Here is a 24,657-nt window from a genome sequence, read left to right on the forward strand (position 1 = left end):
CTCGCTTGTGTCGACAGCGCCATTACTGTTTTTCTCTTTCCCTGGACTCGTCTTTGATAATGACCTGCTCTTTGGAAAGCCCCCATTGTGCGGCCAGATCGCTCGCCATCCGGCTCATCAGCGGATTGTCCTCGCGCGCCGCCACCTCGACTTCCTGTTTGGGCTCCTGCGCCTCGCCAATCGTGACCTCCACCGGGGCGATGGGCGTAATCGGCTTGATCGGCTGGACCTGCTGCAACCCGTTCTGGTCCGGGGCGCTGTCCGCTTCGCCGATCACCAGCTCCATGCGGGACAAGGTCGGCTCTCCCTGCTGCTTCTGCTCGATCACGACTGCCACGTCCGCGACCTCCACACCGTAATCGGCCTTGATTTGCGCCTTCACAGCGGCTGCTACCTGCGCCTGCACGTAAGCGGTCATCTGCTCGTTTTGCTGTCCCAGAAGCTTGTCAGTCATTTTTTTCCATTCGACAGAGGCCGGTTTGTTCAGCTCTTGCTGGTAGCGATCCAACCGGAGGGCGAGATCATCCTGCGACAGACTGAACAGGCTGAACACCGGGGAGATGATCGTCAACAAAAGGATCAGCCCCATGACCATTTTCACGTAGCGCTGCAAGGTCGTATTGGGCAGGATCAGATCGAGAAAGGCTGCCAGGAGGACGAGCAGGATGATTTTTTTCAGCCAAAGCGTTAACCATGTCATGTCATCACCTACCGAACCATCATGGAGATGTTGCCTGCCGCAATGATGATGGTAATAGCCAGAAAGAACATCAAGCCCACCGTCGCCAGCGCGGCGAAGACGAACAGGAGACTTTTTCCGATCGTGCCGAGCGCGCTGATGATCGGGCTGTTGCCGAGCGGCTGCAGCACGGCGGATGACACGTTGTAGATCAGGGCGAGCACCAGTATCTTGAGAGCCGGGAAAGCGCACAAGATGATGAGGATGACCACTCCAGCGAGGCCGACTGCGTTTTTGACCAGAAGCGATGCGTTTAAGACCGTATCGGCCGCATCGGAGAACATGCGTCCGACGATCGGGATGAAGTTGCCGGTAATGTATTTGGCAGTCCGCAAGGTGACGCCGTCTGCGACAGCCGAGGTGGCTCCCTGAATCGAGATGACCGCGAGAAAAATCGTCAGGAAGGAACCGAGCACGCCCATCGCGATATTTCGGAGCAGCGTAGCAAGCTGCGTGACCTTGTAGCGTTCCGAAAACAGGCTGACAATCGACAGCATCGCCGAGAGAAACAGGAGCGGGAACACGACGTACGTAATCATCATGCCGCTGATGTTAATCATGAAAATAATCAGCGGGTGAAACATGGTCGCTGTCGCGAGGTTCCCCACTGAAGCCAGGAGGGCGATGACCAGCGGGATCATGGCGAGCATGAAATCCGTCATGCTGCTGATCGCGTCCTTGGCGTAAGTGATGGCGAGGTGAAAGCTGTTGATAGCCAACACCATCAAAACGAGATAAGCGATGGAATAGGCCACGGTAGAAACGGCGTTTCGTTCGAAAGCATTTTGCATCGTCTCCAGGATCATGGCAAACACCGTGATGATGATAATCGAGCTGAGCAGTTTGCCGTTCATCAAGATTTCGTGGAAGATGAATTTGCCCATCCCTTGCAGGACGCCAGAGATCGTCAGTTCCTCCTGCTGCATCAAAATCTGGATGAAGCCCTGGGATTTCAAGTCCGGCAAGTAGCCTTTGTACTCCCGCTGAAGCTGCTGCCAATACTGCTCGACACGCTCCAGGTGCAGGTGATCGACTTGCTCTTCGACGATTTGGTTGATCGGGTTGGCTGCGGGTGCCCCGGCTGCATCGACCATTCCCGGCGACAGATAGAAAAAGAGTGCGAACCATAACAGGATCAATTTGCCAGTACGCGCCACAGACATCCCCCCTCCCTTACGCCGGCAGCAAGTCGATCACTGTTTCGATGATGATTTGGATAATCGGCACGGCCATGACCAGGATCAGCACTTTTCCCGCCAACTCGATTTTGGAGGCAATCGCCCCTTGTCCGGCATCGCGGGTCATTTGCGCCCCAAATTCTGCGATGTAGGCAATTCCGATAATTTTTAAAATCGTTTCCAGAAACACGAGGTTCAAATCTGCCTGGACCGCCAGCCTTTCCAGAATGCGAATGACTTCGGCGATTTTTCCTACCAGGAAGTAGAAAATGATGACGCCGCTCGCAATCGCCAAAAGAAAAGCGAACATCGGCTTTTGTTCTTTAATCACCAGGGCAAGTATGGTTGCGACCAGTCCAAGTCCAACGATTTGTACGATTTCCATCGAGAGCCCCTCCTCAGTTGAACAGGAAGACGCGTTTCACCTCAGAAAACAGGTCGCCGAGGTAGTGGGACACCATGTACAGGACGATGATGAATCCGACCAGTGTCGCCCAGTGCGCAATATCTTCCTTTCCCGCCTGTTTGAGGACCGTGTGCAAGATCGCTGTGATGAACCCTACCGCTCCGATCTGGAAAACAGGTGTCAAATCAAAATCCACTGTGAACACCTCGCCTTTAGAACATCAGGATGACGACCAAGAGCCCGCCGAGGAAGCCAAGACTTTTGTACATGCGTTCGTATTTTGCCTGCTCCGCCCGCGCTTCTTCCTCAAGTCCTCGCAGGTGGGTCACCGCAAGGCGCAGATGCTTTTGCTGGTCTTCCCTGTCGGATGACCCGAGAACCTGTCCGAGACTCGCGAGCACCTCCCGCTCCTGCCGGCGCAGGGCCGTTTGCGCCCAATGCTTTCCCATCGCCTGCTGCAAGGAATCTTCGGCCGATTGCGCCTTTTCGCTGACCAAAAGCTCTGCGGCGTGCAGAAACACTTTGCCCACTTCCTCGGAGACGCGGCGACCCACTTTGACAAAAGCGCGGTGCAGCGGCGTCATGCCGTACACGATTTCCGTCTCCAGCATTTGCAAGGCGACCAGGAGCGCCCGTAGCTGAACCGGGCGATAGGCGTAGTACCTGCCGATCTGCCAGCCGACCATGGAAGCGGAGAACAGGATGAGCACCGCACCAATCAGCTTGACCATGCGACCTTCTCCTTTTCGAGCGGCTTCATGCTTTGGTCGTAGATCGCCTGGATCGTGCCCACGCCTTTCGCCCGGCTAAGCACGATATAGCGGGCAAACACGCCGTGTCGCACCAGGTTGCCGAGCATCGGGCGCCGGGCCACCTCCTGGATGTCGGCGCCATGCGCGGAGCAGATGACCGCGACTCCGGCATGAATCGCTTCCCAGACGGCATCCCCGTCCTCCGCCCGCCCCACCTCGTCCACGATCAGCACATCGGGAGACATGGAGCGAATCAGCATCATCATCCCTGCGGCTTTCGGGCAAGCGTCCAGCACATCTGTCCTGGGGCCGACATCTCGCTGCGGCACTCCCTGGAGACACCCGGCCAGCTCGGAACGCTCGTCCACAATCCCTACCTTGCGACTGGACGACCATTCACTCCCGTAGCTGAGGGAGCGGGCCATATCGCGCAAAAGCGTCGTCTTCCCGCATTGCGGCGGAGAGATCACCAGCGTACTCAGCACTTTGCCGCCTTCAAACAAATAGGGCATTACTTTTTGCGCAGCCCCTTTTTTCTCCCGGGCAATCCGGATATTGAAGCTGGTGATATCCCTGATGCCTTTGACATCCCCTTTGTCCAGCACCACTTTTCCTGCGATGCCGATGCGATGGCCGCCTACGACTGTAATGTAGCCCCGCTTCAGCTCTTCCTCCAGCGCGTACAAAGAATGCTGGCTGACCTGATTCAACAGCTTGACTGCGTGCTCTGCGGAAAAAATCCATCCTTTACTCGCGGTGGAGGTAAGCTGGCCTGTCGGCGTCACATAGCTGGATTGCTGGCCAAAGCGCACTTCCAACGGCTGATTTTGCCGAAGCCGTATCTCTTCCAAATGCTCTTTGACTGCGGAGGGAAGAGCAGTCAAAATCGAGCGTATGGCTTCCGGCAAGATCGCCATGATCTCTCTCACATCTGGTACCCTCCTTTTTGTGGCTGACTCTCGTTTGTCCACATTGACTTACCTCCATCCTATGCGCGGATGGACGAGATTTATGCTAAGACTCTTTTGGCAAAATGCGAAAAAGCAGCAGGCTCATTCGCGTGCCGCTGCAAACAAAAAAAGCTTGCCCCGGCGCTTTTGGCAGCACGCGGGGACAAGCTTTTTACGTAGGGTTGATCGGCTGGTATTCACGCTCGCCAGAAGACTGCTCGATGACGTAGTGGGTGTAGCCTTCCTCATCATGGCCCTCTCGCAAGTGAATCTCTTTTTGGCAGTGCGGGCAGGAAAATTCGTAGCCGCCCGCCAGATATGCGTCGCCATCTGCTTCGTACAAATACGCGTCCTCGTCATCGTCGAGGTCGTAGCAGGTGGCGTACTCTATGTCGTCGTCTTCTATCGTTTCGTACAAGTCGTCGTCCTCTTCGAAAAGATAGAGTTCCACATCTTCGAGGTCTTCGTCCAGCGCCTCGACATAATCCTCCGCCTCTTCCACGCGGGCGTGCAGCTCGCGGAACTGGGCGCACACCTCGTCCATGATCTCGATCATCTCTGCCATGATTTTGCCTTCCGCACTCTTTTCGCCCACATCCAGGCCGTCAGCCAGTCCACGCAAATAGGCGATTCGATTCGCCATCGCTTCGATCATCCCATTCCCTCCCATTGGTCTTTTGACACTAGCATTCCCTAGAGCGGCGCGGATTACCATTGGAAGGAACTGGATCGTCGAATCGCTACTTGCGCACCCCGATCAGGATGCAGGAGATGCCGAGCAAAATCCAGGCGATTTTGGCAAAGCTGACCCGATCCGACATGCCGAGCAGGCCGATCGTCGTCGTCGTAATCAAAATGACAGGTCCGACAATCGCCAGCCCGGAATTGATGAGCAGCGCCTTTTCGACCTGATTGACCTTCAAAATGAGCAGGGCGGCCAAAATTTCGATGCTGCCTGACAAAACCCGCAGGGCGGCCATGCCCATAATCGCTTTTTCCCACATACCGTCTCGTCCTCCCCTCCGTTCACTCTATGCCTGTACCCGCTCATTTCAGCACTTGCGCTGGGCGATCGCCTACCGCCTTTCTTCTTCACTCCTGTTGTCAGATGGGCATACACTGAACCATACGCCTAGAAGAAATGAGGAAAATGCGATGGTAGACTGTGAGCATCCGTTTTTGCCCCCAAGCTGGGCGAATCCGTCCGGGCGCATGCGCGAAAAGCCCCGCCAGAAGGGGCTGACCATGGTCATTGACAAAGGACTGGGACTTACTGCTTACTTCGATTTACTGGATCTGGCTTCTCCTTATATGGATATATACAAACTCGGCTTTGGCACGACTGCCCTCTATCCGCCAAAAGTGCTCCGGCAAAAGCTCGATGCCGCGAAGGCTCACGGACTGCACATCATGCCTGGCGGAACCTTTTTCGAGGTCGCCATCCGGCACAGCACGATCAAGGAGTACATGCAGCAAATTCGTTCGCTCGGATTTTCCGCTGTGGAAATTTCCGACGGCACCTTTCCCCTCCCTTTTGAAAAACGCAAGGAGGCGATTGCGCTGGGCGTGGACGCCGGGCTTGTCGTCTATACAGAGGTGGGCAAAAAGGCTGCCGGCTACCGCGCCCAGCGCCAGGAGCTGCTCGAAACGCTCGACTTTGACCTGACGGCCGGCGCCAGTTACGTCATCGTCGAAGCGCGGGAGAGCGGGACAGTCGGCGTCTTCGACGGAAACGGCAAGGTCGATCACACGTTTCTTCGGGACATTGTCTGGGCAGCGCAGGCCAACGCGGAGCGGCTCATCTGGGAAGCGCCACAAAAAGATCAGCAAGTGGGCTTGATTCAGGCTCTTGGCAGCGATGTCAACCTCGGCAACATCGCTTGCACGGACGTCTTGTCCGTCGAGACGCTGCGCCGGGGCCTGCGCGGGGATACGGCCCTGATTATGGAAGAGGGGAGGTCGGCTCCGTGCGAATAGAAGTAGTGCCGACAGTCGAGGAAATTCGCTTTGACCAGATCAGCAACCACGTCGTCATCGTCATCGACGTCCTGCGCGCTTCCAGCACGATCGTCACCGCGCTCGGAAACAGCTTTGTGTGCGTCATTCCCGTCGAGACGATCGGGCAGGCAAACTCGTTGCGCGCTGCCGACTGCCTGTTGGCTGGCGAGCGGCACTGCCGCAAAATTCCGGATTTTGACTGCAACAACTCGCCGACGGAAATCTCTGCGACCAAAAAGCCAGGCAAGCGCCTCGTGCTCACGACGACGAACGGAACGCGCGCGATCCAAAAGGCGGAGCGAGCCTCTGCGCTGCTGATCGGCTGCTTTTTAAACGCGACGGCCTGCATCAATCACGCGCTCACCTATCATCTCGATATTACGCTGTACTGCGCGGGCACGCGCTCCGAGTTCGCGCTCGAGGATGGGCTTGCCGCCGGGCTGATGATCGTGCAGGCGCAAAAAGCGTTGGCCAACATCCAGACTTGCGATCTGGGGGAAGCCTTGAAAGCGAGCTACCTGTATTACGCGGACAAATTGAGCGAGCAGTTGCTGCAAACGACGACGGGAAAGCGGCTCGTCTCGCATCATTTTGCCGAGGATTTGCGCTTCTGCTCCCAGGTCGACCAGTTCCAGCTCGTTCCCTACGTCAAGGACAAACGCATACTCCCCCACCTTGTCTCATAGAGTGAAAGGAGAACAGGGACAGGGGTTTTGATGCCAATGATGATGTCTGGAGAAGTGATGCTTGTCATCCTGATCGTCATAGGGTTAATTGGCCGTTCACCGATTATCGCGACGGCAGCGAGCATTCTTTTGGTGCTGAAGCTGACGGCCCTGGAGCGCTTTTTCCCCACGGTCGAGCGTCGCGGCCTGGAACTTGGCCTGCTTTTTTTGACGATTTCCGTACTGGTCCCGTTTGCCAGCGAAAAAATATCGTGGAAAGATGTCACGCCGCTGTTTACGACAGTCGTCGGTTTCACAGCACTCGCAGGTGGCGCGATTGCCACCTGGATGAACGGCAAGGGGCTTGACCTGTTGCGCACCGAGCCGCACATGATTATCGGCCTCGTCATCGGGTCGATCATTGGCATCGTGTTTTTTCGCGGCATTCCCGTCGGCCCCCTCATGGCGGCAGGCATTACCGCTTTCGTGCTGAAGCTGTGGGAATGGTTTGGCGGGCGCTGGCCCCAATAAAAGCGGCAAGATCGGAAGTAAACGGCACCCCCCTTTTTCTCAGGCGAAAAAGGGGGTTCTTGTCCGTACAAAAAAAAGCCGCACCCGAGCGGGCACAGCTTTTTCTTGTCCATTCTGTCGGTTACGCCTTACGCGCGAGAAACGTATGCCTCTGTACGCGTGTCGATAATCAGACGCTCGCCTTCTTCTACGAAGAGGGGAACGTTGACGACAAAGCCAGTTTCCAGCGTTGCTTTTTTGGTCACGTTGGAAGCGGTATCGCCTTTAACGCCTGGCTCACATTCCGTTACAACCAGTTCGACTGTGTTTGGCAACTGGATACCGATGGTTTCGCCGTTGTACTGCATGATTTGCACATTCATGTTTTCCTTGAGGAAACGCAGCTCGCGCTCGATCTGGCTACGAGTGAACGTCAGTTGCTCATAGGTTTCGGTGTTCATGAACGTGTACTCGTCACCGCTCGCATACAAGTATTGCATGGTGCTGGTTTCGATGCGGGCAGGGTTTACTTTTTCACCGCCGCGGAAAGTCATTTCTGTGGTGTTGCCGTTGCGCAGGTTGCGCAGTTTGGAGCGTACGAACGCCGCGCCTTTTCCTGGTTTTACGTGTTGGAATTCAAGCACGGTGTAGATGTTGCCGTCCACTTCGATCGTCAAACCGGTCCGAAAATCGTTTACAGAGATCATCGTTGTCCTCCCAAATCAATCAATAACGTAGAATAGTATAAATTACACGGGCAAAATGAGCAACTCTTTCGTAGACTTGTTGAGGTTCTCATGCCCGTCTGCGGTAATCAGCACGTCGTCCTCGATGCGCACGCCGCCCAGTCCGGTAATGTAAATGCCCGGCTCCATCGTCACGAGCATGCCTGGCTCCAGTACGAACGTGCTTGCGGTAGACAGACCTGGCAGCTCATGCACTTCGATGCCAAGGCCGTGACCCGCGCTGTGTCCGTACGCTTCGCCGTAGCCTGCCGCCGTGATGATGTCTCTCGTTGCGGCATCCGCTGCTTTTGCCGTCACGCCTGGCTTCAGCGCTTCCAGACCTGCCAGTTGCGCCCGCAGCACGATGTCGTAAATCTCTTTCATTTTCGCGCTCGGCTCTCCGACAGCGAGTGTGCGGGTAATGTCCGAGTTGTAGCCTTTGTAGGCAGCTCCGAAATCGAGCGTGACCATTTCGCCTGCCTCGATCACTTTTTCGCTGGCTCGTCCATGCGGCAGCGCACCGCGCACGCCGGACGCCACGATCATGTCAAAGGCAGAGCCTGTCGCGCCCTGCTTGCGCATGAAATACTCCAGCTCCAGCGCGACGTCCACCTCGCGCACGCCTGGGCGGATATATCCTTGAATATGCGCAAAAGCCGCTTCGGCAATTCCCACCGCTTCGCGGATGATGACCATTTCCGCCTCGTCTTTGAACATGCGGATTTTTTCCAGCAGGCCGCTTGTCGGGACGAGCTCTACGCCGTCAAAGCCTTTGCTCCACTCCTGATACGTGCCGAAGGAGATGCTGCTTTCGAACGCCAGTCGCTTGACGCCTTTTTCCTGCAGCAGCTTGGCGATCGCCTCGACGGCTTTGCGCTCGTTGTTGACGACCGTAAAATCCGGCGCCTGCTCCTGCGCTTGCTCCACGTAGCGGAAGTCTGTAACGAGGAACGCTTCTGTTTCGGTGACAACCACCCAGCCGGTCGAGCCGGTAAAGCCGCTCAGATAGAAGCGGTTTTCCGCTTTTTCCGTAATGAACGCATTCGCTCCCACTTGGGCAAGCGCTTCACGCAATTTATCCAAACGTTGTTTCATGGCAATCCGTTTCCCCTTTCGTCTATGCGAAGCCGTTATTTTTTTTCGATTTTGCGGACGAGCGCCCGCAGCGCCCACTCGTATCCGTCCATGCCCAAGCCGACCACCTGGCCGATCGCAACGGGCGCAATGACCGAGTGATGGCGAAATTCCTCGCGCGCGTGAATATTGGAAATATGTATTTCAATCGTCGGGAGCGCCACACTGGCGAGCGCATCGCGAATGGCATAGCTGTAGTGCGTGAATGCGCCAGGGTTAATCAAAATGCCGTCGTGAACGCCTCTTGCCTGGTGAATCGCATCAATCAGGACTCCCTCGTGATTGGACTGGCAGTGCGCAAGTTTGCCGCCCAGTTCGTCCATGACAGAAGACAGCTTGGCTACCAGATCGTCCAGCGTTTCCTTTCCGTAAATTTCTGGCTCCCGCGTTCCCAGCAAATTGAGATTGGGACCGTTCAACAGCAGAACGGAAGTCATTGTCATCCCTCCCCATATGTTTTTTCGCAAAAAGTTTTTTTACTAATGAAACATTTTACCACAAGCCATTCCCTGCACAACAGTAGGATGCAAAAATCGGCTAACATTGCGAATCTTCCGACTCTGGCAAACGAGAGGGGGCGATCCGCTCCCCTAGCGTTTTACACCGTGTCACTGCTCCTCGTCCGAATGCTCCAGGACGAGTGTCATGCCGATGAACAACCCGTAAGACAAATACCAGGCACCTTCCGTGCTCAAGGTTCCTACTTCCCAATTCCCTATGCGAAAGAAGAATCCTGCAATCGCAAGCAAGATCGCGCCGTAGAGAAGTCCGGTCCACCAGGCGCGCATTTGCCCGAACAATAAGGAAAACAGGAAGCTTGCCAGAACCGTTTCCACAAACAGCACAATCGCCCCGAGCGCTACACCTGTCAGGCTGTCCTCCTCGAACCCGGTGAGCAGCGGCCGGGCAAACGCGCCGAGCCCGTACGGCGTCAAATTCAGGAAGTGCGCGAGCAGACGAATGATTCCCCATCCAATCGTTCCCCAAAAAGCAAGCTCCACAATTTTCGCGCCCGCCGCCGGCTTGCGCCCCTCTTTGCCGCGCTCTTTTGGCTTGCCCCACAGCTCCTTGTGCCTTCGTGCAGCTTTGCCTGCTACCATTTCCTATCACCTCACACGTAGTATGTGCTGTTCCCATGTTTTTCACTAACTGTTTACATTTCTTGGCGATGCTTGAACTCCTTGTAGCTTCAAGGCCCGCTTTCCGTTAAAATGGAGGGGAAGGAAGGTGATTGTGTTGGCTCAGCAAAAAGTACCCAGCTACGGCGGTCAGGCCGTCATCGAAGGTGTGATGTTCGGCGGCAAAACGATGACCGTAACGGCTGTTCGCAAAAAAAATCATGAGATTGAGTATTTTGAAGCCCCGCGCACGGAATATAAATGGATTACTCCGCTGAAAAAAATTCCGTTCATTCGCGGCCTGGTCGGCCTGATCGAAGCCAGCGCCAACGGGGCCAAACATCTGAACTTCGCCTCTGAACGCTACAACATGGAATCCGGAGAAGAAGTGAGCGAGGGCCCTTCGAAACTGACGATGATTCTGGGGGTCGCCCTTGTCGGTGTGCTCTCCTTCCTGTTCGGTAAATTCGTCTTTACACTCGTTCCCGTTTTTCTCGCCGATTTTCTTTTGGGCAGATGGGTGCCGGATGGAGTTCCGCAAACGTTGGCAGAAGGCGGCTTCAAAATTTTGCTGCTGCTCGGCTACATCACAGCTATTGCGCAAGCCCCGCTCATCAAGCGGCTCTTTCAATATCACGGAGCGGAGCATAAAGTGATTAACGCCTTCGAAGCCGGGGTAGAATTAACAGTAGCGAATGTGCAAAAATTTTCCACCTTGCATTACCGTTGCGGTAGCAGTTTTCTCATTTTCACCGTGTTCGTCGGTGTCGTGATCTACTCGCTGTTCAGCTACGACTCCCTGACTGAGCGGGTCGTGCAGCGCATCGTCCTCTTGCCGCTCGTCATCGGGGTTTCCTACGAGGTCCTGCAGTGGACAAACAAGCTCCGCGACACGCCTGTTTTGCGCTACCTTGGCTATCCGGGGCTGTGGCTGCAAAAAATTACGACACGTGAACCGGATGACAGTCAGGTCGAAGTAGCCATCGCTTCTTTCCAGAAGATGCGGGAGCTGGATCTTCAGCAGGTTCAGGGGAAAATGGCTACGACCGGATAACGTGAGGCATTCTTATTCCCATTGAGGTGAGGCCTATGTTACGTCGCATTCCACCCGTGATTTTGATTATTGTGCTGCTCGCCATTTACGGATTTTTGTTGACCTTCATCCGTGACCCGATCAATACGCTGATTATTCTTGGCTTGTCAGCGGCTCTGTTTTTGATCGTCCGCAACTATTTGCGCACGGGCTCCTTTTTTCCGAAAAGCGCAGGACCTGGCAAGCCGAAGCAACAAAAGGCAAAAGCAAAACCTCCGGTGATGCGACAAGCGCACAAAAAGCAATCGACGGCCTCCAGAAAAGAGCATCCGTTCCGCGTGATCGACGGCAACAAAGGAAAATCGAAAGAAAAACAGGACGAGAAAGCGCAAAACAACATTTCTCACTGAAAGCAAAAACAGGTTGCCAAAGCGGCGACCTGTTTTTTGTACCCGTTTGCTAGACCAGGTGTTTCGGGGACGAAAAGCGAAAGACTTTGACGTATTCTTCGAAATCCCAGCGCTGCAAAAACTGCTGGGCTGCCGCTTCTCCCGATGCGTACAGCCGCTCGCGCATCTCTTTGGACAACTGAAATTGCGTGGTCCGCACGCCGAGCGTATGAATGAACACCGTCCGGACCGCGTGCGCTTTGTCGACGTACAGCCTGTCGTGGGCATCGAGCATCGTCGCCAACAATCCGCGGGAAAAGGAAAACAAGCCGGTGATCTTTTTCTGCTCCCGTTTGTCCTGGTCGTCCGAGAGCCGGAACCCGATCGTCGGCCACTGCGGGATCCCCGGCACGTCGAACAGCCAGACCGGATAGTTGCTCAGCAGCGCTCCGTCCACGATATAGTGCGTGTCGTTGCCGCTTTTCAACTGGGCCGGCTGAAAGAAAAACGGAATCGAGGAAGACATGCGCACCGCTTTGGCAACCGAAAAGCTGTCCGGATCAATGCCGTAGCGCGGAAGATCGTCAGGCAGCACCGCCATTTTCTGCGCAGTGACATCGGAAGCGACGATTTTCAGCTTTCCAGGCGGCAAATCGCCAAAGGTGCGCACTCCTTTTCGCAGCAGCAACTCTTCAATGAACAGCTCGATTCGGTCGGCGCGAAACACCCCTTCCCGCACGATCAGCTCGTAAATCGGCCCGATGAGCGGAAGCCTGCCGATCCCCGCCCGATGCAAAAAGTGAAGGTAATCCAGCTCGTCAAAAATCGGCTTCAGCTCCTGGCTGTTGTACCCTGCGCTGAGCAGGGCGGCCACGATCGAGCCTGCCGACGTGCCGGCCAGCTTCTCCCACACATATCCGTTTTCCTCCATGACTCGCAAGGCGCCGATAAAAGCGATCCCTTTTACGCCTCCGCCTTCAAAAACCGCGTCCGCCTTCAACCTGTCGCCCCCTTCCCCAAAAACGCTCTACTACCAAATATAGGGCGACAGCTCATCCGTTAGGATTAGAAAACAGGGTTCGCTTTCGTTTTTTTTTTTTGTGCAAACTCGGTCCTGCCCGCGTCCGTTTTTCAGGCAAAAGAAAAGCGCAAGCCTGATTCGCTTGCGCATTGTAGATGCCTATTCTTCTTTTTGCTCCTCTTCCAGCCGAATCCGGCGAAGCTCCTCCATCCGGTTCGGGTCAGCCTGAAAGTATTGCACAAGATATTCCAGACAAGTAATGGATTCCCAGCTCAAGTGGTGTTCGATCCCTTCGACATCCTGGTAAATGTGCTCTTCGTCAACGCCAATGACCCGCATGAACTCTTCGAGCAGGCTGTGGCGATCCACCAGACGCTTCCCGATCTTTTTCCCTTTGGGCGTCAACACGAGGCCACGGTATTTTTCATACACGAGATATTTGTCTTTATCCAGCTTTTGAACCATTTTCGTGACCGAAGAGGGATGTACTTCCAACGCTTCAGCAATATCGGAGACACGAGCATAGCCCTTTTCTTCAATTAAGCTGTAAATACGTTCCAAATAGTCTTCCATACTCGGCGTCGGCATGTGAACCCCTCATTTCAAACCATATTTCTTCCGTCCAAAAAAGGCACGTAGAAATATAATACCTTTAAATGAGAACGATTAGCAAGAGAAACCTGCCTATTGTAATTGTTTTTCTGCTTTCTGGTTCATCAAATTGACAAATTCAACCAATTGCTGGCCAAGCGTCTCCATCCGCGCCTGCAAGCGCTCGTCTTTCAGCTTGCCTTCCGGCGTGAAGGCGTTGTACGCGCTCGGAATGCTCGGGCTGGCTGGCAGCGGCCATGCGTGCAGATTGCGCATAATCAGTTGCAGCGTGTTGACGGTGTTGGTAGCTCCCATGCTTCCTCCGGCGACGCCAACCAACGCTACCTGCTTATCGCGCAGATGGCGGCCTTCCAAAAAGTCGAGCGCATTTTTCAATGCCCCGGTCATCGTCCCGTGATACTCAGGCGAACCGATCACGAGGCCATCCGCTTCGGAAATTTTTTGCACGAAGCGATGGACTACTTCCGGATATGTCGACGCGTCTTCCCGATCGTCGTAAATCGGCAGCTTCCAGTCTGCCAGGTGAATCATTTCAATATCAGCACCTGCAGCCTTCGCTGCATCGAGTACAATCGCTACCGCTTGCTTCGTCGTGGAGCTCTTGTTCATGCTTCCTGCGATTCCTACAATTTTCATTCTGAAGTCACCTCATGCGCTCTGCTTTTACTGGTATGTTTTTCATTATAATCCATATCGTCATACTTTGTAAACGAAAAAGTCTGTTTAATATTCCCTGTTCTGAACAAGCCTTGCCTGGACATACACATGTAGCAAGTTGGGAATAAGGATGATGCCTATGGACAAAGTCGCTTGGCAAATCGCCATTCTTTTTGCCGGGTCCGCACTCGGAGGACACTATCTGGGCGGTTATGAGTGGCTCCGTTTCTTCACCTATTTCGGCTCCTGGGGGACAATCGGCATCGTGCTCGCTAGTCTTGGGATCGGGTGGCTCAGCCTGCAACTGTTGGGCTTTTGCCACCGCCATCATATCCGCTCGCTCTATGAGCTTTACCTGCGCCTGTTCGGCGAAGCGTTTGCTTCCAGCCTGTCGGTCATCACGCATCTGTTCCTGCTTGGGTATGTCGGCGTCATGCTCGGCCAGCAGTCCGCATCTCTCATTGCAGGGCTGTCTCCGATCTGGGTCCTCTTATTGTCCCTCATCGTCACGATCAGCTTTCTGTTCAAGCGCTGGCAATGGATTTTCACTGGGACGGGAATATGCCTCGTGGCCGGTCTGTTGTTTTTCGGCTTGCTTTTTTTGCGGCAGCCACATGTCCCGATTCCGAATCTCGGCTATCAAATGAATGGAAACTGGCTCATTCACGCCGTTTTTTTCCTGGCTCTGCACTTTTTGCTTACGCTCGCTGTACTGCTGCCCTTCGCGGGACGGGCAAGCCAGCCCCAATCGTTTCGGCTCGGGCTTGGCGTCGGTACGGTTGCCGTCTCTCTGTTTTGGCTGCTCGGTCAAGCTGTTTTGCTCTCCCACTGGCATGATATTCACGCCTCGCTCTTGCCGGTAAAGCTGATTTCCGTACAGCTTCTGTCCGGCGGCGAACTTGTTTTCGCGCTGCTCGCGCTGATTCAGGGAGGGGTGCTGTCAGCCTTGTTGCTCTATTCGCTCGCCCACCCTGTCACAGAGCGCCACCAGTTGCAAATGGCGCCGCTGCTCTTGGTCATGCTGCTTGCGGTCAGCCTGTTTGCCGTCCTGTCGATCGTTCTTCCGTGGAGCGTCTCTGTCGTGGCGAGCGGAGCCACCTACTGCGGCTTATTTTTGATCGTCTGGTTCGTCTGGAAGCGTCAGACCTGACTTGCGCTTTTCACGCATACCGGCAGCACGATGCTGACCGTCGTTCCTTTCTGCCGCTCGCTTTCAATTTGCAGGCTTCCGCCATGGTCCTCCAAAATCCGCTGGCTGACCATCAGGCCGAGGCCCGTTCCGTTTTCCTTCGTCGTGTAAAAAGGCTCGCCCATACGCGGGATGCGCTCGGGATCAATTCCGCAGCCGTTGTCCCTGATGCTGATCTGAATGTGCTCCGCGCTCACCTGCTGGCCCTTCACGTAAATCTCGCCTCCGTCGGGGAGCGCCTCCATCGCATTTTTGCATAGATTGAGCAGCACTTGCTTGATCTGATTTTCCTCACACGAAATAAGCGGCAATTGCTCGTCAATCGAAGCGTGCATCTGGATGTTTTTCAAATTGGCCTGGCTTTCCAGAAGCGAGAGCACATTGCGAATCAGCTCGGACAAATCTTTTGGCTGAAAACGCACCGCTTGCGGCTTGGCCAAAACCAACAGCTCGCTGACAATCAGATTGATCCGGTCCAGCTCAGAGAGCATGATCTGGCAGTAGTTGCGCTGCGCGCCTCCCACCGAAGCGTCGAGCAACTGGATAAATCCGCGCAGCGACGTCAGCGGATTGCGGATCTCGTGCGCAATGCCTGCCGCCAACTGGCCGATGGCAGACAGCTTGTCTGATTGGCGCAGCATCTCTTTTGTCTTCGTGATCTCAGACACATCGCGCGAGACGATCAGCATGCTGTCGCCCACTCCGTCACTGTTGCCCACAGGTTTGAAGCGCGACTCCACATTGACCCAATGCCCCTGGCTGTGCTTCAGCCGATAAAAGGTCGTCGCTTCCTCTTCCTTGCGCCAGCACTGTTTGAAAAGCTCGGTGACTCTCTTCTGGTCTTCCGGATGAATAATCATATGTATGACGGCAGGACCCATTCTGGTCATTTCCTCGCACGAATACCCCAAAAACGTCGCGTGCGCATTGGACACATACGCGACGCTTCCGTCCCGCTTTACCAAATAGATCATTTCGCTCATGTTTTCCGTAATCAGGCGAAAATGGGCCTGGCTCTCCTGCAACTCCTGTTCGATCTGTTTTCGCTGGGTAATGTCCCGGGAGCAGCAAATGATCCCTGTTACTCGTCCCTGCTTGTCCAAAACAGGGCCGTACGACAGCGAGACATGCATGAGCGAGCCGTTCTGGTGCCGACGGACTGTTTCATAGCCGACAATCGCCTTTCCCCGCAAAACTTCCGCATGGTAATGCTCCATCTCCGCGCGATATTCTTCGGGCACACACGGAATCGTTTTGCCGAGCAGGTCAGACGTACTGTAGCCGAACTGTTCCACGGACGCCTGGTTCACGTGAATGAATTTTCCGTCCAGATCCAGAATCGAGACTGCATCCGGAGTCTGCTGCAAAAATGCATCAAGTAGCTCCTTGGCTTTATCCAGCTCTCTTCTCAGCCGCGCCAGCTCTTCCTGTTCCCGCGTGTGCTGCCCTCCTTCCCTCGCCTGTTTGTACATGCGGTAGCACGGAATCGTCAGCAGCAGCGCGTACAGTAAATTCAGCGAAAAGAAAGACCACAAATCAATTCTCTCGGGATAGTGGCGCAGCAACAGTACGCTGACTGGAATCCAGCCGATGATGAGTGTTAACGAAAGCATAAAACTACTTGAGCCTATTGGTATCATCACAACCTCCGCTGTTCTTTGCTGAGTAGTATGGACTGTCGTAACTAGCATGGATTGGATTGAATATAATTTTCAGAAATATGTAAAAACAACAATATAGACTGGACGAACTTTTTTAGGATTCTTAAAAATTATAAACTTTTTTCCAATGTGTGGCTATTCCTTGTCATTCGACATATTACGACAAAACGCAGGCAAAACCCCAACAAAACACTCCTTCATGGCTAAAGTTCGCGGTGCGGCCAGAAATCTCAGGGCACATCCCCTTGTGTTCGCTTGCTCTTCAGCAAAAAAAGCGCCCTCCCGAGGACGCTCCACCTCTTCATTTCCCGCACTTGTTCCATCGCTCAACACGCAGCAGCGCACTACTGAAAATCTTCCTCCGGCTCGCCCTGTCCGGTCGTCTGTCCTGACCGGATCGGATAGGCCGGAGTCGCCGTGTCCGTTATGTTTCCGACCGCGGAAAAAATCATTTGCGCCGCTTCGGCGAGCTGCTCTTTTTCTATAGTGGCGGGCACATCTCCCGCTCTGTCTGCCTCACCCGCCGCTTTTTGCCGCGTGACGAGCACAGCGGGAATGCCTGCCACGGTCAACGGCGCAAGCTCCCTTTGCTGCTCTGCACGCGCGACTTCCAGCGCAGACTGCTGTGCTCCCGCTTCCGCCAGCAAGCCAGTCGCCAGAACGGCTTCCCGGCGCCCGGCGAAGGCCGTTACGTCTCCGCTCCGCCCCACCGCATCGACGTAGTAGGCGGCGACGATTTTTTGCCTGTCCTGCTCGGTCAGCGATTCGCTAAAGGCCCGCTGCCCGCGCTGGCCCGCTGTCACGGCGCCAAAGCTGACCAGTTGCACCTCGGTATCGAGCTGGCTCTCGGACAGCTTGCGGGCGACCTCAAGCATGACTGCCACGCCGGAGGCATTGTCATTAGCCCCTGGCGACGAAGCGGCTGAATCGTGGTGGGCGAGGATGAGCACGCGCTGGCCTGTTGCCGCCTCTGTCGGCTTTTTCGTCGCGATGATGTTGTAGGCAGTATGCCGCCTTGTCACGCCGCCCTCGACCTTCACAGTGGCTCTCAGCGGCTGTTTCAGCGCCCGCTGCCGGAGCAGTTGCCCTTCCTCCCGCGACAGGCCGATGACCGGAACTGACATGTCCAGCGGCTCGCCCAGCGACGCCCGCCATTCCCCCTCGCGATCGTTCCAGACGATGACCGCTACGGCTCCGGCGGCAGCGGCCTGTCTGACCTTTTCGCCAAACGGAATTTCCCCGCGCTTGACCAGTGCAATTTTCCCCCTCGCCGCGCCGCTGGCAAAATCAGCGGCCCGGCCATAGCCCGCATCGACCAACTCTGCCGTCTGCGCGCCGTTTTGTCCAAACGTCAATGGCAGCGCCGCCCAGCTCCGCTCCCAGCCTTCGATCGCCAGAGACAGGCTCGCGGGCTTTTGGTACGTATGATAATAAAAAGGCTGCAAGGCAGTCTCATAACCGTATGAGCGCAAGGCATTCTCCACATATACCCCTGCGGCAAATTCCGTCTCGGTCGCGGCTGGTCTCGCTGTTTTCGCCAGGCGCTCCACATGGCTGTACAACAGCTCGGCATCCATCCCTGTGCGCGCCTGATTCGCATATGCCTGCGGCAGCGCGAAAGACAGCGGCAACAGGCTTCCCCAAACAAGCAGTGCTCCTAGTGCGTAATGACCGGCGGATCGCATGGCATTCTCCCTTCTTCCTGATGCGGTTTGCCTTTATTATGGGCCGCCCTGCCAAACAGCGTCTAGTCAGAATAGTTAGTCAAATACCGGCACGCGCCGTCAGCGGCGGACAGCTTTCGTTTTCCTTCTGCCCAAATCGGCTCGCAGGCACATCTGGTCTTCGCCGAACGCGTCGATTTGTCGAGACGGCGGCGCCTATATGAAAACTTAATAGAGTAGCGCTTCTCCCCGCTAAATAATTGATAGCGGATTTTCCGTTTTCAAATTGACCCTGCGCGGTGCGATTTGCTACTGTTGTATCAAAATCATAAAACCGTTGGAAAAAAGCGGATGGAACCACTAGAGGAGGACTCACCATGCTATATGTCGATGGCAAATGGGTTGAAGAGGGGCAAGCGGCCGTTCAACCGGAAGATCGCGGTTACAACTTTGGGGACGGCATTTACGAAGTCGTACGAATCTACAAAGGGCGCCTGTATCAGTGGGACGCGCATCTGACGCGGCTGTTCCGCAGCGCCCGCGAGATCAAGCTTGCGCTGCCGTGGAGCGCTGAAGAGCTGACCCAGTTGGCCAAAGAACTGCTTTTGAAAAACAACATCACCGAGCAGGACGATGCGACTCTCTACTTGCAAATTTCTCGCGGCGCAGCTCCGCGCATTCACGATATCCCGAGCGGCATCAAGCCTGTCATCATGGCTTTTGTCCGCCCCAAAGCCCGACCTGTAGAGGACTTGAAAAAAGGCTGGACAGCCCAACTCGTCGAAGACATCCGCTGGCTGCGCTGTGACATCAAGACGCTGAACCTGCTGGGAGCCGTACTGGTCAAGCAGTACGCGAAGGACGCCGGAGCGCAAGATTCGATTTTGCACCGCAACGGCATCATTACAGAGTGCAGCTCGGCCAATCTGTTTGCGGTAAAAAACGGCGAGCTGTACACGCATCCGGCTGACCACTTGATCCTGCACGGCATTACCCGCCAGGTCGTCCTTGATCTGGCGAAGGCAAACGGCATCGTCGCCCACGAGACGGTTTTTGACATCGCCTTCCTGAAGCAAGCCGACGAGCTGTTCCTCACCAGCACGACAGCGGAAATCATGCCGCTTGTATCCGTCGATGGCGAGGCCGTTGGCAACGGACAGCCCGGTCCTGTCACAGCGAGGCTGCAAGCTTTGTTTGAACAGCACATTCACGACAGCGTGCTCGTCTAATTCGATTGATTCCATAAAGAAAGCTCTCCTGACTGGCAGTACGCCCAGGAGAGCTTTTCGCGTATGTTCGCCAACAAACAGCCTAGCGGCGCAAATTCCACTCATCCGTCGCATAGCGCGTCCGGGCGAGCTCCTCCGCCAATGCCAGTTCCTCGTCTGTCAACGCGGACGGCACCAGCTCCACTTCCAGTCCGGTGGCGAAGCCTTTGGAAAACGCTTCAATCGCTTCCTGCAAGCTCACAGGCCGCGGGCTTACCTCGTTGATCGTCACCGCTTTTTGGCGGAAGCTGTCCATCATCCGCTGCTTGACGCGGTCCGACGGGAAGTGCAGCAGCGAGAACAGCAATTCGACGTCCATGTCGAGCAAAATGGAGCCGTGCTGGAGGATGACGCCCTTTTGGCGCGTCTGCGCGCTGCCTGCGACCTTTTTCCCTTCCACGACCAGCTCATACCACGATGGCGAGTCGAAGCAAGCGGACGAGCCTGGAGAGGTGTACTTTTCTTTTTCCTCCTCGCTCGCAAGCGACACCATCTCTGCTGCCAGGCCGAGGTTTTGAAAGCCGTGCAAAAGGCCGAGACTGATGATTTTGTACGCCTCGGTGACGCCGGACGGCATCCGCGGATGCTCCTCCGACACGATCACGCTGTAGGTCAGCTCCTGATCGTGCAAAACGGCACGTCCTCCTGTCGCGCGGCGGACAAAGCCCAGCCCGCGCTTTTGCACTTCCTCCAGATTGATTTCCCTGATCGCCTTTTGAAAATAGCCAATCGACAAAGTAGCCGGGTCCCACGTGTAAAAGCGAACGGTCGGGGGCACCTTGCCCTCGCTGTGCAACTGCAAAATCGCCTCGTCCACAGCCATGTTCATCGCCGGAGACATCGCTTCCGTCACGATATAGCGCCACTGTTCCATCGTATGTACCTCCCTACTCACAACACCTTCATTTTACGCTTCTCCCCATAGGACGGCAAGGCTTGGATCGGCTGCATCAACGAGCCGTCTCCTCGATGATCGCCATGACCTGCGCCAGCGCGTCCTGCTGCTTTTCGCTTGCGGCGCGCAGCTTCTCCGTAATCGCCGGACGCTTTTGCTGCAAACGGTCCAGCGCCCGGATCAGGCTGTCTGCGCTCAACGCTTCCTCTTCGAGCACCTCGCAAAAGCCTTGCTGCTCAAAAGAGCGGGCGTTCAATATCTGGTCTCCCCTGCTCGCCGCCCGCGACAACGGCACGAGAAGCATCGGCTTTTGCAGTTGCAAAAACTCGTAAATCGCATTGGAGCCTGCGCGCGAGACGACGAGGTCGGTCATCGCCAACAGGTCAGGCAGCTCGTCCTGGACGTACTCGAATTGCCGATAACCGTCCCGCTTCAGGCTGTTGTCCAACTGATTTTTGCCGCAAATGTGCACGACAGAAAAACGCTTGGTCAACGCGTCGAGCGTGCCGCGAACGGCTTCGTTCAACCGCCTCGCCCCCAGGCTGCCGCCCATGACGAGCAGCACCGGTTTGTCCGGGGAAAAGCCGCACAGCGCAAGCCCCGCTTCCTTCCGGCCTGTTTTCAGCTCGTCGCGAACGATCGCCCCTACATGTGTCCCTTTGCCCTTGGGCAAATGCTGGAGCGTATCGGGAAACGTCGCGCACACTTTAGCGGCAAAAGGCAGCGACAGCCTGTTGGCGAGTCCCGGCGTCAGATCGGACTCGTGCAGGACGACAGGCAGCCCATTCAGCCAGGCGCCAAAGACGACGGGCACGGAGACGAATCCTCCTTTGGAAAAGACGACAGCCGGCTTCCAGGCTGCGAGAAAGCGGTAAGCTTGCCAGGCGCCTTTGCCTACGCGCAGCGGGTCGGTGAAGTTTTTCCAGTCGAAATAACGGCGCAGCTTGCCTGTCGCAATGCCGATGTAGCGCACGCCGTCGAGCCTGCTGACCAGCTCCCGCTCGATCCCTGTCGTCGAGCCGATGTAGGCGACCTCCCAGCCTTGCTGCAAAAAACGCGGGATGAGCGCGAGGTTGACGGTGACGTGCCCCGCGGAGCCGCCGCCTGTAAATACGATCCGTTTGTTCATCATTGGTTCTCTCTCCCCGAAATGTCGGATCAATCCCATCTGTTCATGATAGCATCATTCGGAAAGAAAAACCGCCCTGTAAAAAGGCGGCTTTTCCAAAAGAGAGCTATTGTGCTTGCGGCTGGTAGCGCAGAATCGGCTTGCGCGCCGCTGTCGCTTCGTCCAGACGTTTGACCACGGTTGTATGCGGCGCTTCCTGTACAAGCTCAGGCGTTTCCTCGCACTCGCGGGCAATTTGCAGCATAACGTCGATGAACTCGTCGAGCGTTTCTTTCGTTTCGGTTTCGGTTGGCTCAATCATCAGGCACTCGTCGACAATCAGCGGGAAGTAGATAGTTGGCGGGTGATAACCGAAGTCGAGCAAGCGTTTGGCGATGTCGAGCGTGCGTACGCCCAGCTTTTTCTGGATCACGCCAGACAAAACAAACTCATGCTTGCAGACGCGGTCATACGGCAGATGGTAAGCCGTAGCCAGACGGCGCATCATGTAGTTCGCGCTGAGCACCGCATTTTGCGACACTTGCAGCAAGCCTTCCGGACCCATGGTGCGGATGTAGCTGTGAGCGCGCACGAGGATGCCGAAGTTTCCGTTGTAGCCTTTTACGCGGCCGATGGAAGCCGGACGGTTGCTGTCCCAGTAGAAGCTGCCGTCTTCTTTTTTCGCCACGATCGGCGTTGGCAAAAACGGTTCGAGAATCTTTTTCACGCCGACAGGGCCAGCACCTGGTCCGCCGCCGCCGTGAGGGCCTGTAAACGTTTTGTGCAAGTTGAGATGCACCACGTCGAAGCCCATGTCGCCTGGACGGGCAATGCCGAGGATCGCATTCGCGTTCGCTCCATCGTAATACAAGAGGCCGCCTGCTTCGTGGACGATTTTCGCCATTTCCACGATGTCTTCCTCGAACAGACCGAGCGTGTTCGGGTTGGTCAGCATGAGTGCCGCTGTATCAGGGCCTACGGCATCGCGCAGCGCCTGAATATCGACCAGGCCGCGCTCGTCAGAGGCAATCGTGACGGTGTCCAGTCCTGCTACCGCTGCAGAAGCCGGGTTCGTACCGTGCGCGGAGTTTGGCACGATGACTTTTGTGCGGTGGCCTTCGCCGCGGCTCTCGTGGTACGCGCGGATCATCATCAGACCTGTCCACTCGCCTGCTGCCCCCGCAGCCGGTTGCAGCGTAACTGCGTCCATTCCGGTGATTTCAGCCAGCTCTTCTTGCAGGTTGTACAAAAGCTCCAGTGCGCCTTGTACGGTTTCTTCCGGCTGGTACGGGTGCGTCTGCGCGAAGCCTGGGTAGCGGGCAACGTCTTCGTTGATTTTCGGGTTGTATTTCATCGTGCAAGAACCGAGCGGGTAGAAGCCGTTGTCTACCCCGTGGTTGCGACGGGACAATTCGGTGTAGTGACGAACCAACTGCAGCTCGGATACTTCCGGCAGTTCAGCAGGAGTTTCGCGGATGAGGTGCTTCGGCAGCAGGCTTGCCACCTCTACCTCTGGTACATCCAATGCCGGCAGATTGTAGCCCACACGGCCCGGTTTGCTCATTTCAAAAATCAGTGCTTTTTCCTGGTCGTTACGCACGTGTGATCGCCTCCAATTCAGCCGCCAATGTGTCGATTTCTTCCTTGGTCCGCAGCTCGGTTACCGCAAGCAGCGTATGACCCGCGTATTCCGGGTAATCCAGTCCCAGATCGTAGCCGCCGATGATGCCAACGTCAAGCAGCTTTTTGTTCACTTCTGCCACCGGCTTGGACAGTTTGACTACGAATTCGTTGAAGAATGGAGCGGCAAAGACCACTTCCAGACCTTTTGCCTGCAGCGCTTGCTTGGCGTAATGCGCTTTTTGCAAGTTCATCATCGCCATTTCCTGTACGCCCTGTTTTCCGAGCGCAGTCAGGGTGATCGCAGCCGCCAGTGCCAACAGAGCCTGGTTGGAGCAAATGTTCGAAGTCGCTTTTTCACGACGGATATGCTGTTCACGAGCTTGCAGCGTCAGTACGAAACCGCGCTTGCCGTTCTCGTCTTTGGTTTGCCCGACGATCCGGCCTGGCATTTTACGCATCAGCTTGGTAGTCGTTGCGAAATATCCGCAGTGTGGACCGCCAAACGATGCCGGAATGCCGAACGGTTGCATGTCGCCCACCACGATGTCAGCGCCCAGTTTGCCTGGCGCTTCCAATACGCCCAGCGCAAGCGGGTTGGAAGAAACGATGAACAGAGCGCCTTTGCCATGAGCAATCGGCTCGACCGCTGCCAAGTCTTCCACGTTTCCGAAGAAGTTAGGATATTGCACGATAACGGCCGCTGTGTTTTCGTCAATCAGCGCTTCCAGAGCTTGTGTGTCGGTTACGCCGTCGTTGTTGATGCCGACTTCAACCAGCTCTACGCCTTGACCGTACGCGTATGTTTTCAGAACGCCGCGCGCTTCCGGGTGCACAGCACGGGAAACGATGACGCGCTTTTTGCCAGTGTGACCAGCCGCCATCATCGCCGCTTCTGCCAAGGAAGTCGCTCCGTCGTACATGGAGGAGTTCGCTACTTCCATTCCGGTCAGTTCACACACCATAGTCTGGAATTCAAAAATGGCTTGCAGCTCGCCCTGGCTGATTTCAGGCTGGTAAGGCGTATAGGCGGTAAAAAATTCTCCGCGCAGCAACATGTGGTTGACTGTGCTTGGCGCATAGTGCTGGTAAACGCCAGCACCCAAAAAGTTGACGTGCGTGCTGAAGTTCACGTTTTGATTAGCCAGACGCGTGAAGTATTTCACCAGATCAGGCTCGGACAGAGCTTCCGGAATGTTCAGCGCCCCTTTGAAGCGCACTTCTTCCGGGATGTCTGCAAACAGTTCTTCTACACTGGAAATGCCGAGAGTTTCGAGCATTTCGCGCTTGTCCTGATCGGTTTGGGGCAGGTAGCGGTATTTCACGAACGTTGTCCTCCTCAAAATAGGATGTATAGTGGGCGAT

28 protein-coding genes are annotated in these 24,657 nt (G+C 55.6%); 7 read left to right on the top strand and 21 right to left on the bottom strand.

The annotated features are described in order from the left end of the window. Positions 1-22 precede the first annotated feature (22 nt). The 8 genes from spoIIIAF to BA6348_RS17500 form a co-directional block, all read right to left on the bottom strand. Entirely contained in the window at positions 23-700 is a 678-nt protein-coding gene (gene spoIIIAF / locus BA6348_RS17465; RefSeq protein WP_005827270.1) for a stage III sporulation protein AF, read from the bottom strand. A gap of 8 nt (positions 701-708) precedes the next feature. Beyond that, positions 709-1,896 carry a stage III sporulation protein AE gene (gene spoIIIAE, locus BA6348_RS17470; protein ID WP_122953162.1) on the bottom strand — a complete coding sequence of 396 codons (1,188 nt, stop codon included), beginning with the start codon at positions 1,894-1,896 and terminating at the stop codon, positions 709-711. Positions 1,897-1,912: 16 nt separating this feature from the next. Beyond that, positions 1,913-2,302 (bottom strand): stage III sporulation protein AD, encoded by a 390-nt coding sequence (spoIIIAD, locus tag BA6348_RS17475; RefSeq protein ID WP_005827266.1) that lies wholly within the window; start codon positions 2,300-2,302, stop codon positions 1,913-1,915. A gap of 13 nt (positions 2,303-2,315) precedes the next feature. After that, entirely contained in the window at positions 2,316-2,519 is a 204-nt protein-coding gene (spoIIIAC, locus tag BA6348_RS17480) for a stage III sporulation protein AC (protein WP_005827263.1), read from the bottom strand. Positions 2,520-2,535: 16 nt separating this feature from the next. Further along, positions 2,536-3,054, bottom strand: coding sequence for a stage III sporulation protein SpoIIIAB (gene spoIIIAB / locus BA6348_RS17485; RefSeq protein WP_005827261.1), 519 nt, complete (start codon positions 3,052-3,054; stop codon positions 2,536-2,538). Further along, on the bottom strand, positions 3,042-4,004 hold the full coding sequence (gene spoIIIAA / locus BA6348_RS17490; protein WP_007785609.1) for a stage III sporulation protein AA: 963 nt from the start codon (positions 4,002-4,004) through the stop codon (positions 3,042-3,044). Before spoIIIAA ends, spoIIIAB begins: the two co-directional genes overlap by 13 nt. 193 nt (positions 4,005-4,197) lie before the next feature. Then, positions 4,198-4,680: a CD1247 N-terminal domain-containing protein gene (locus BA6348_RS17495; protein ID WP_005827255.1), complete on the bottom strand. Its 483-nt coding sequence runs from the start codon at positions 4,678-4,680 to the stop codon at positions 4,198-4,200. An 85-nt stretch (positions 4,681-4,765) separates the two neighbouring features. After that, positions 4,766-5,029, bottom strand: a complete 264-nt coding sequence (locus BA6348_RS17500) for a YqhV family protein (RefSeq protein WP_005827253.1) — start codon at positions 5,027-5,029, stop codon at positions 4,766-4,768. A 151-nt stretch (positions 5,030-5,180) separates the two neighbouring features. On the opposite strand from BA6348_RS17500, the gene comA reads away from it, so the two are divergent. Genes comA through BA6348_RS17515 form a run of 3 tightly spaced genes read left to right on the top strand, consistent with a single transcriptional unit; the run spans position 5,181 to position 7,219 of the window. Continuing rightward, a complete protein-coding gene (gene comA / locus BA6348_RS17505; protein WP_007785612.1) occupies positions 5,181-6,002 on the top strand; it encodes a phosphosulfolactate synthase in 822 nt (273 codons plus the stop codon). Next, the gene (locus BA6348_RS17510) at positions 5,993-6,709 is read left to right on the top strand and encodes a 2-phosphosulfolactate phosphatase (protein WP_122953123.1); all 717 of its coding nucleotides are present in this window, start codon (positions 5,993-5,995) and stop codon (positions 6,707-6,709) included. Before comA ends, BA6348_RS17510 begins: the two co-directional genes overlap by 10 nt. 39 nt (positions 6,710-6,748) lie before the next feature. Next, on the top strand, positions 6,749-7,219 hold the full coding sequence (locus BA6348_RS17515) for a DUF441 domain-containing protein (protein ID WP_025843720.1): 471 nt from the start codon (positions 6,749-6,751) through the stop codon (positions 7,217-7,219). Between the two features lie 128 nt (positions 7,220-7,347). On the opposite strand, the gene efp is transcribed toward BA6348_RS17515, so the two are convergent. The 4 genes from efp to BA6348_RS17535 form a co-directional block, all read right to left on the bottom strand. Next, complete coding sequence (gene efp, locus BA6348_RS17520; RefSeq protein ID WP_005827245.1) at positions 7,348-7,905, bottom strand: elongation factor P; 558 nt, start codon at positions 7,903-7,905, stop codon at positions 7,348-7,350. A 42-nt stretch (positions 7,906-7,947) separates the two neighbouring features. Next, on the bottom strand, positions 7,948-9,018 hold the full coding sequence (locus tag BA6348_RS17525; RefSeq protein WP_005827243.1) for a M24 family metallopeptidase: 1,071 nt from the start codon (positions 9,016-9,018) through the stop codon (positions 7,948-7,950). Positions 9,019-9,053: 35 nt separating this feature from the next. Continuing rightward, positions 9,054-9,494, bottom strand: coding sequence for a type II 3-dehydroquinate dehydratase (gene aroQ / locus BA6348_RS17530; RefSeq protein ID WP_005827241.1), 441 nt, complete (start codon positions 9,492-9,494; stop codon positions 9,054-9,056). Positions 9,495-9,665: 171 nt separating this feature from the next. Beyond that, a complete protein-coding gene (locus tag BA6348_RS17535) occupies positions 9,666-10,157 on the bottom strand; it encodes a YqhR family membrane protein (protein WP_122953122.1) in 492 nt (163 codons plus the stop codon). A gap of 136 nt (positions 10,158-10,293) precedes the next feature. Here BA6348_RS17535 and BA6348_RS17540 point away from each other — a divergent pair, with 136 nt between their 5' ends. Together BA6348_RS17540 and BA6348_RS17545 are read left to right on the top strand one after the other, a co-directional pair. After that, a complete protein-coding gene (locus BA6348_RS17540; RefSeq protein WP_025843718.1) occupies positions 10,294-11,229 on the top strand; it encodes a DUF1385 domain-containing protein in 936 nt (311 codons plus the stop codon). Between the two features lie 35 nt (positions 11,230-11,264). After that, positions 11,265-11,618: a hypothetical protein gene (locus BA6348_RS17545; RefSeq protein WP_005827235.1), complete on the top strand. Its 354-nt coding sequence runs from the start codon at positions 11,265-11,267 to the stop codon at positions 11,616-11,618. Between the two features lie 49 nt (positions 11,619-11,667). Here BA6348_RS17545 and BA6348_RS17550 read toward each other — a convergent pair whose 3' ends face one another. The 3 genes from BA6348_RS17550 to BA6348_RS17560 form a co-directional block, all read right to left on the bottom strand. Beyond that, entirely contained in the window at positions 11,668-12,597 is a 930-nt protein-coding gene (locus BA6348_RS17550; RefSeq protein ID WP_005827233.1) for a patatin-like phospholipase family protein, read from the bottom strand. 180 nt (positions 12,598-12,777) lie between these two features. Continuing rightward, positions 12,778-13,206 (bottom strand): transcriptional regulator MntR, encoded by a 429-nt coding sequence (gene mntR, locus BA6348_RS17555; RefSeq protein ID WP_005827231.1) that lies wholly within the window; start codon positions 13,204-13,206, stop codon positions 12,778-12,780. 96 nt (positions 13,207-13,302) lie between these two features. Beyond that, a complete protein-coding gene (locus BA6348_RS17560; RefSeq protein ID WP_005827230.1) occupies positions 13,303-13,866 on the bottom strand; it encodes an NADPH-dependent FMN reductase in 564 nt (187 codons plus the stop codon). A 160-nt stretch (positions 13,867-14,026) separates the two neighbouring features. Here BA6348_RS17560 and BA6348_RS17565 point away from each other — a divergent pair, with 160 nt between their 5' ends. Next, positions 14,027-15,037 (top strand): membrane protein, encoded by a 1,011-nt coding sequence (locus tag BA6348_RS17565; protein WP_026557061.1) that lies wholly within the window; start codon positions 14,027-14,029, stop codon positions 15,035-15,037. On the opposite strand, the gene BA6348_RS17570 is transcribed toward BA6348_RS17565, so the two are convergent. Further along, positions 15,028-16,689 (bottom strand): PAS domain-containing sensor histidine kinase, encoded by a 1,662-nt coding sequence (locus tag BA6348_RS17570; RefSeq protein WP_242507367.1) that lies wholly within the window; start codon positions 16,687-16,689, stop codon positions 15,028-15,030. The two genes, BA6348_RS17565 and BA6348_RS17570, sit on opposite strands and share 10 nt — an antisense overlap. 392 nt (positions 16,690-17,081) lie before the next feature. Further along, positions 17,082-18,422 carry a M28 family peptidase gene (locus BA6348_RS27700; RefSeq protein WP_122953119.1) on the bottom strand — a complete coding sequence of 447 codons (1,341 nt, stop codon included), beginning with the start codon at positions 18,420-18,422 and terminating at the stop codon, positions 17,082-17,084. Positions 18,423-18,778: 356 nt separating this feature from the next. On the opposite strand from BA6348_RS27700, the gene dat reads away from it, so the two are divergent. Beyond that, a complete protein-coding gene (gene dat, locus BA6348_RS17580) occupies positions 18,779-19,630 on the top strand; it encodes a D-amino-acid transaminase (RefSeq protein WP_007785303.1) in 852 nt (283 codons plus the stop codon). An 82-nt stretch (positions 19,631-19,712) separates the two neighbouring features. Here the strand turns inward: dat and BA6348_RS17585 are convergent, their stop codons facing one another. The 4 genes from BA6348_RS17585 to gcvPA form a co-directional block, all read right to left on the bottom strand. Then, positions 19,713-20,543, bottom strand: a complete 831-nt coding sequence (locus tag BA6348_RS17585) for a lipoate--protein ligase family protein (protein ID WP_122953118.1) — start codon at positions 20,541-20,543, stop codon at positions 19,713-19,715. 76 nt (positions 20,544-20,619) lie between these two features. Continuing rightward, positions 20,620-21,693, bottom strand: coding sequence for an undecaprenyldiphospho-muramoylpentapeptide beta-N-acetylglucosaminyltransferase (locus tag BA6348_RS17590; protein WP_026557057.1), 1,074 nt, complete (start codon positions 21,691-21,693; stop codon positions 20,620-20,622). A 106-nt stretch (positions 21,694-21,799) separates the two neighbouring features. After that, positions 21,800-23,272 (bottom strand): aminomethyl-transferring glycine dehydrogenase subunit GcvPB, encoded by a 1,473-nt coding sequence (gene gcvPB, locus BA6348_RS17595; protein ID WP_005827216.1) that lies wholly within the window; start codon positions 23,270-23,272, stop codon positions 21,800-21,802. Next, entirely contained in the window at positions 23,265-24,617 is a 1,353-nt protein-coding gene (gene gcvPA / locus BA6348_RS17600) for an aminomethyl-transferring glycine dehydrogenase subunit GcvPA (RefSeq protein WP_122953116.1), read from the bottom strand. Before gcvPA ends, gcvPB begins: the two co-directional genes overlap by 8 nt. Positions 24,618-24,657 lie beyond the last annotated feature (40 nt).

Source organism: Brevibacillus agri, assembly GCF_004117055.1.
Lineage (GTDB): Bacteria > Bacillota > Bacilli > Brevibacillales > Brevibacillaceae > Brevibacillus > Brevibacillus agri.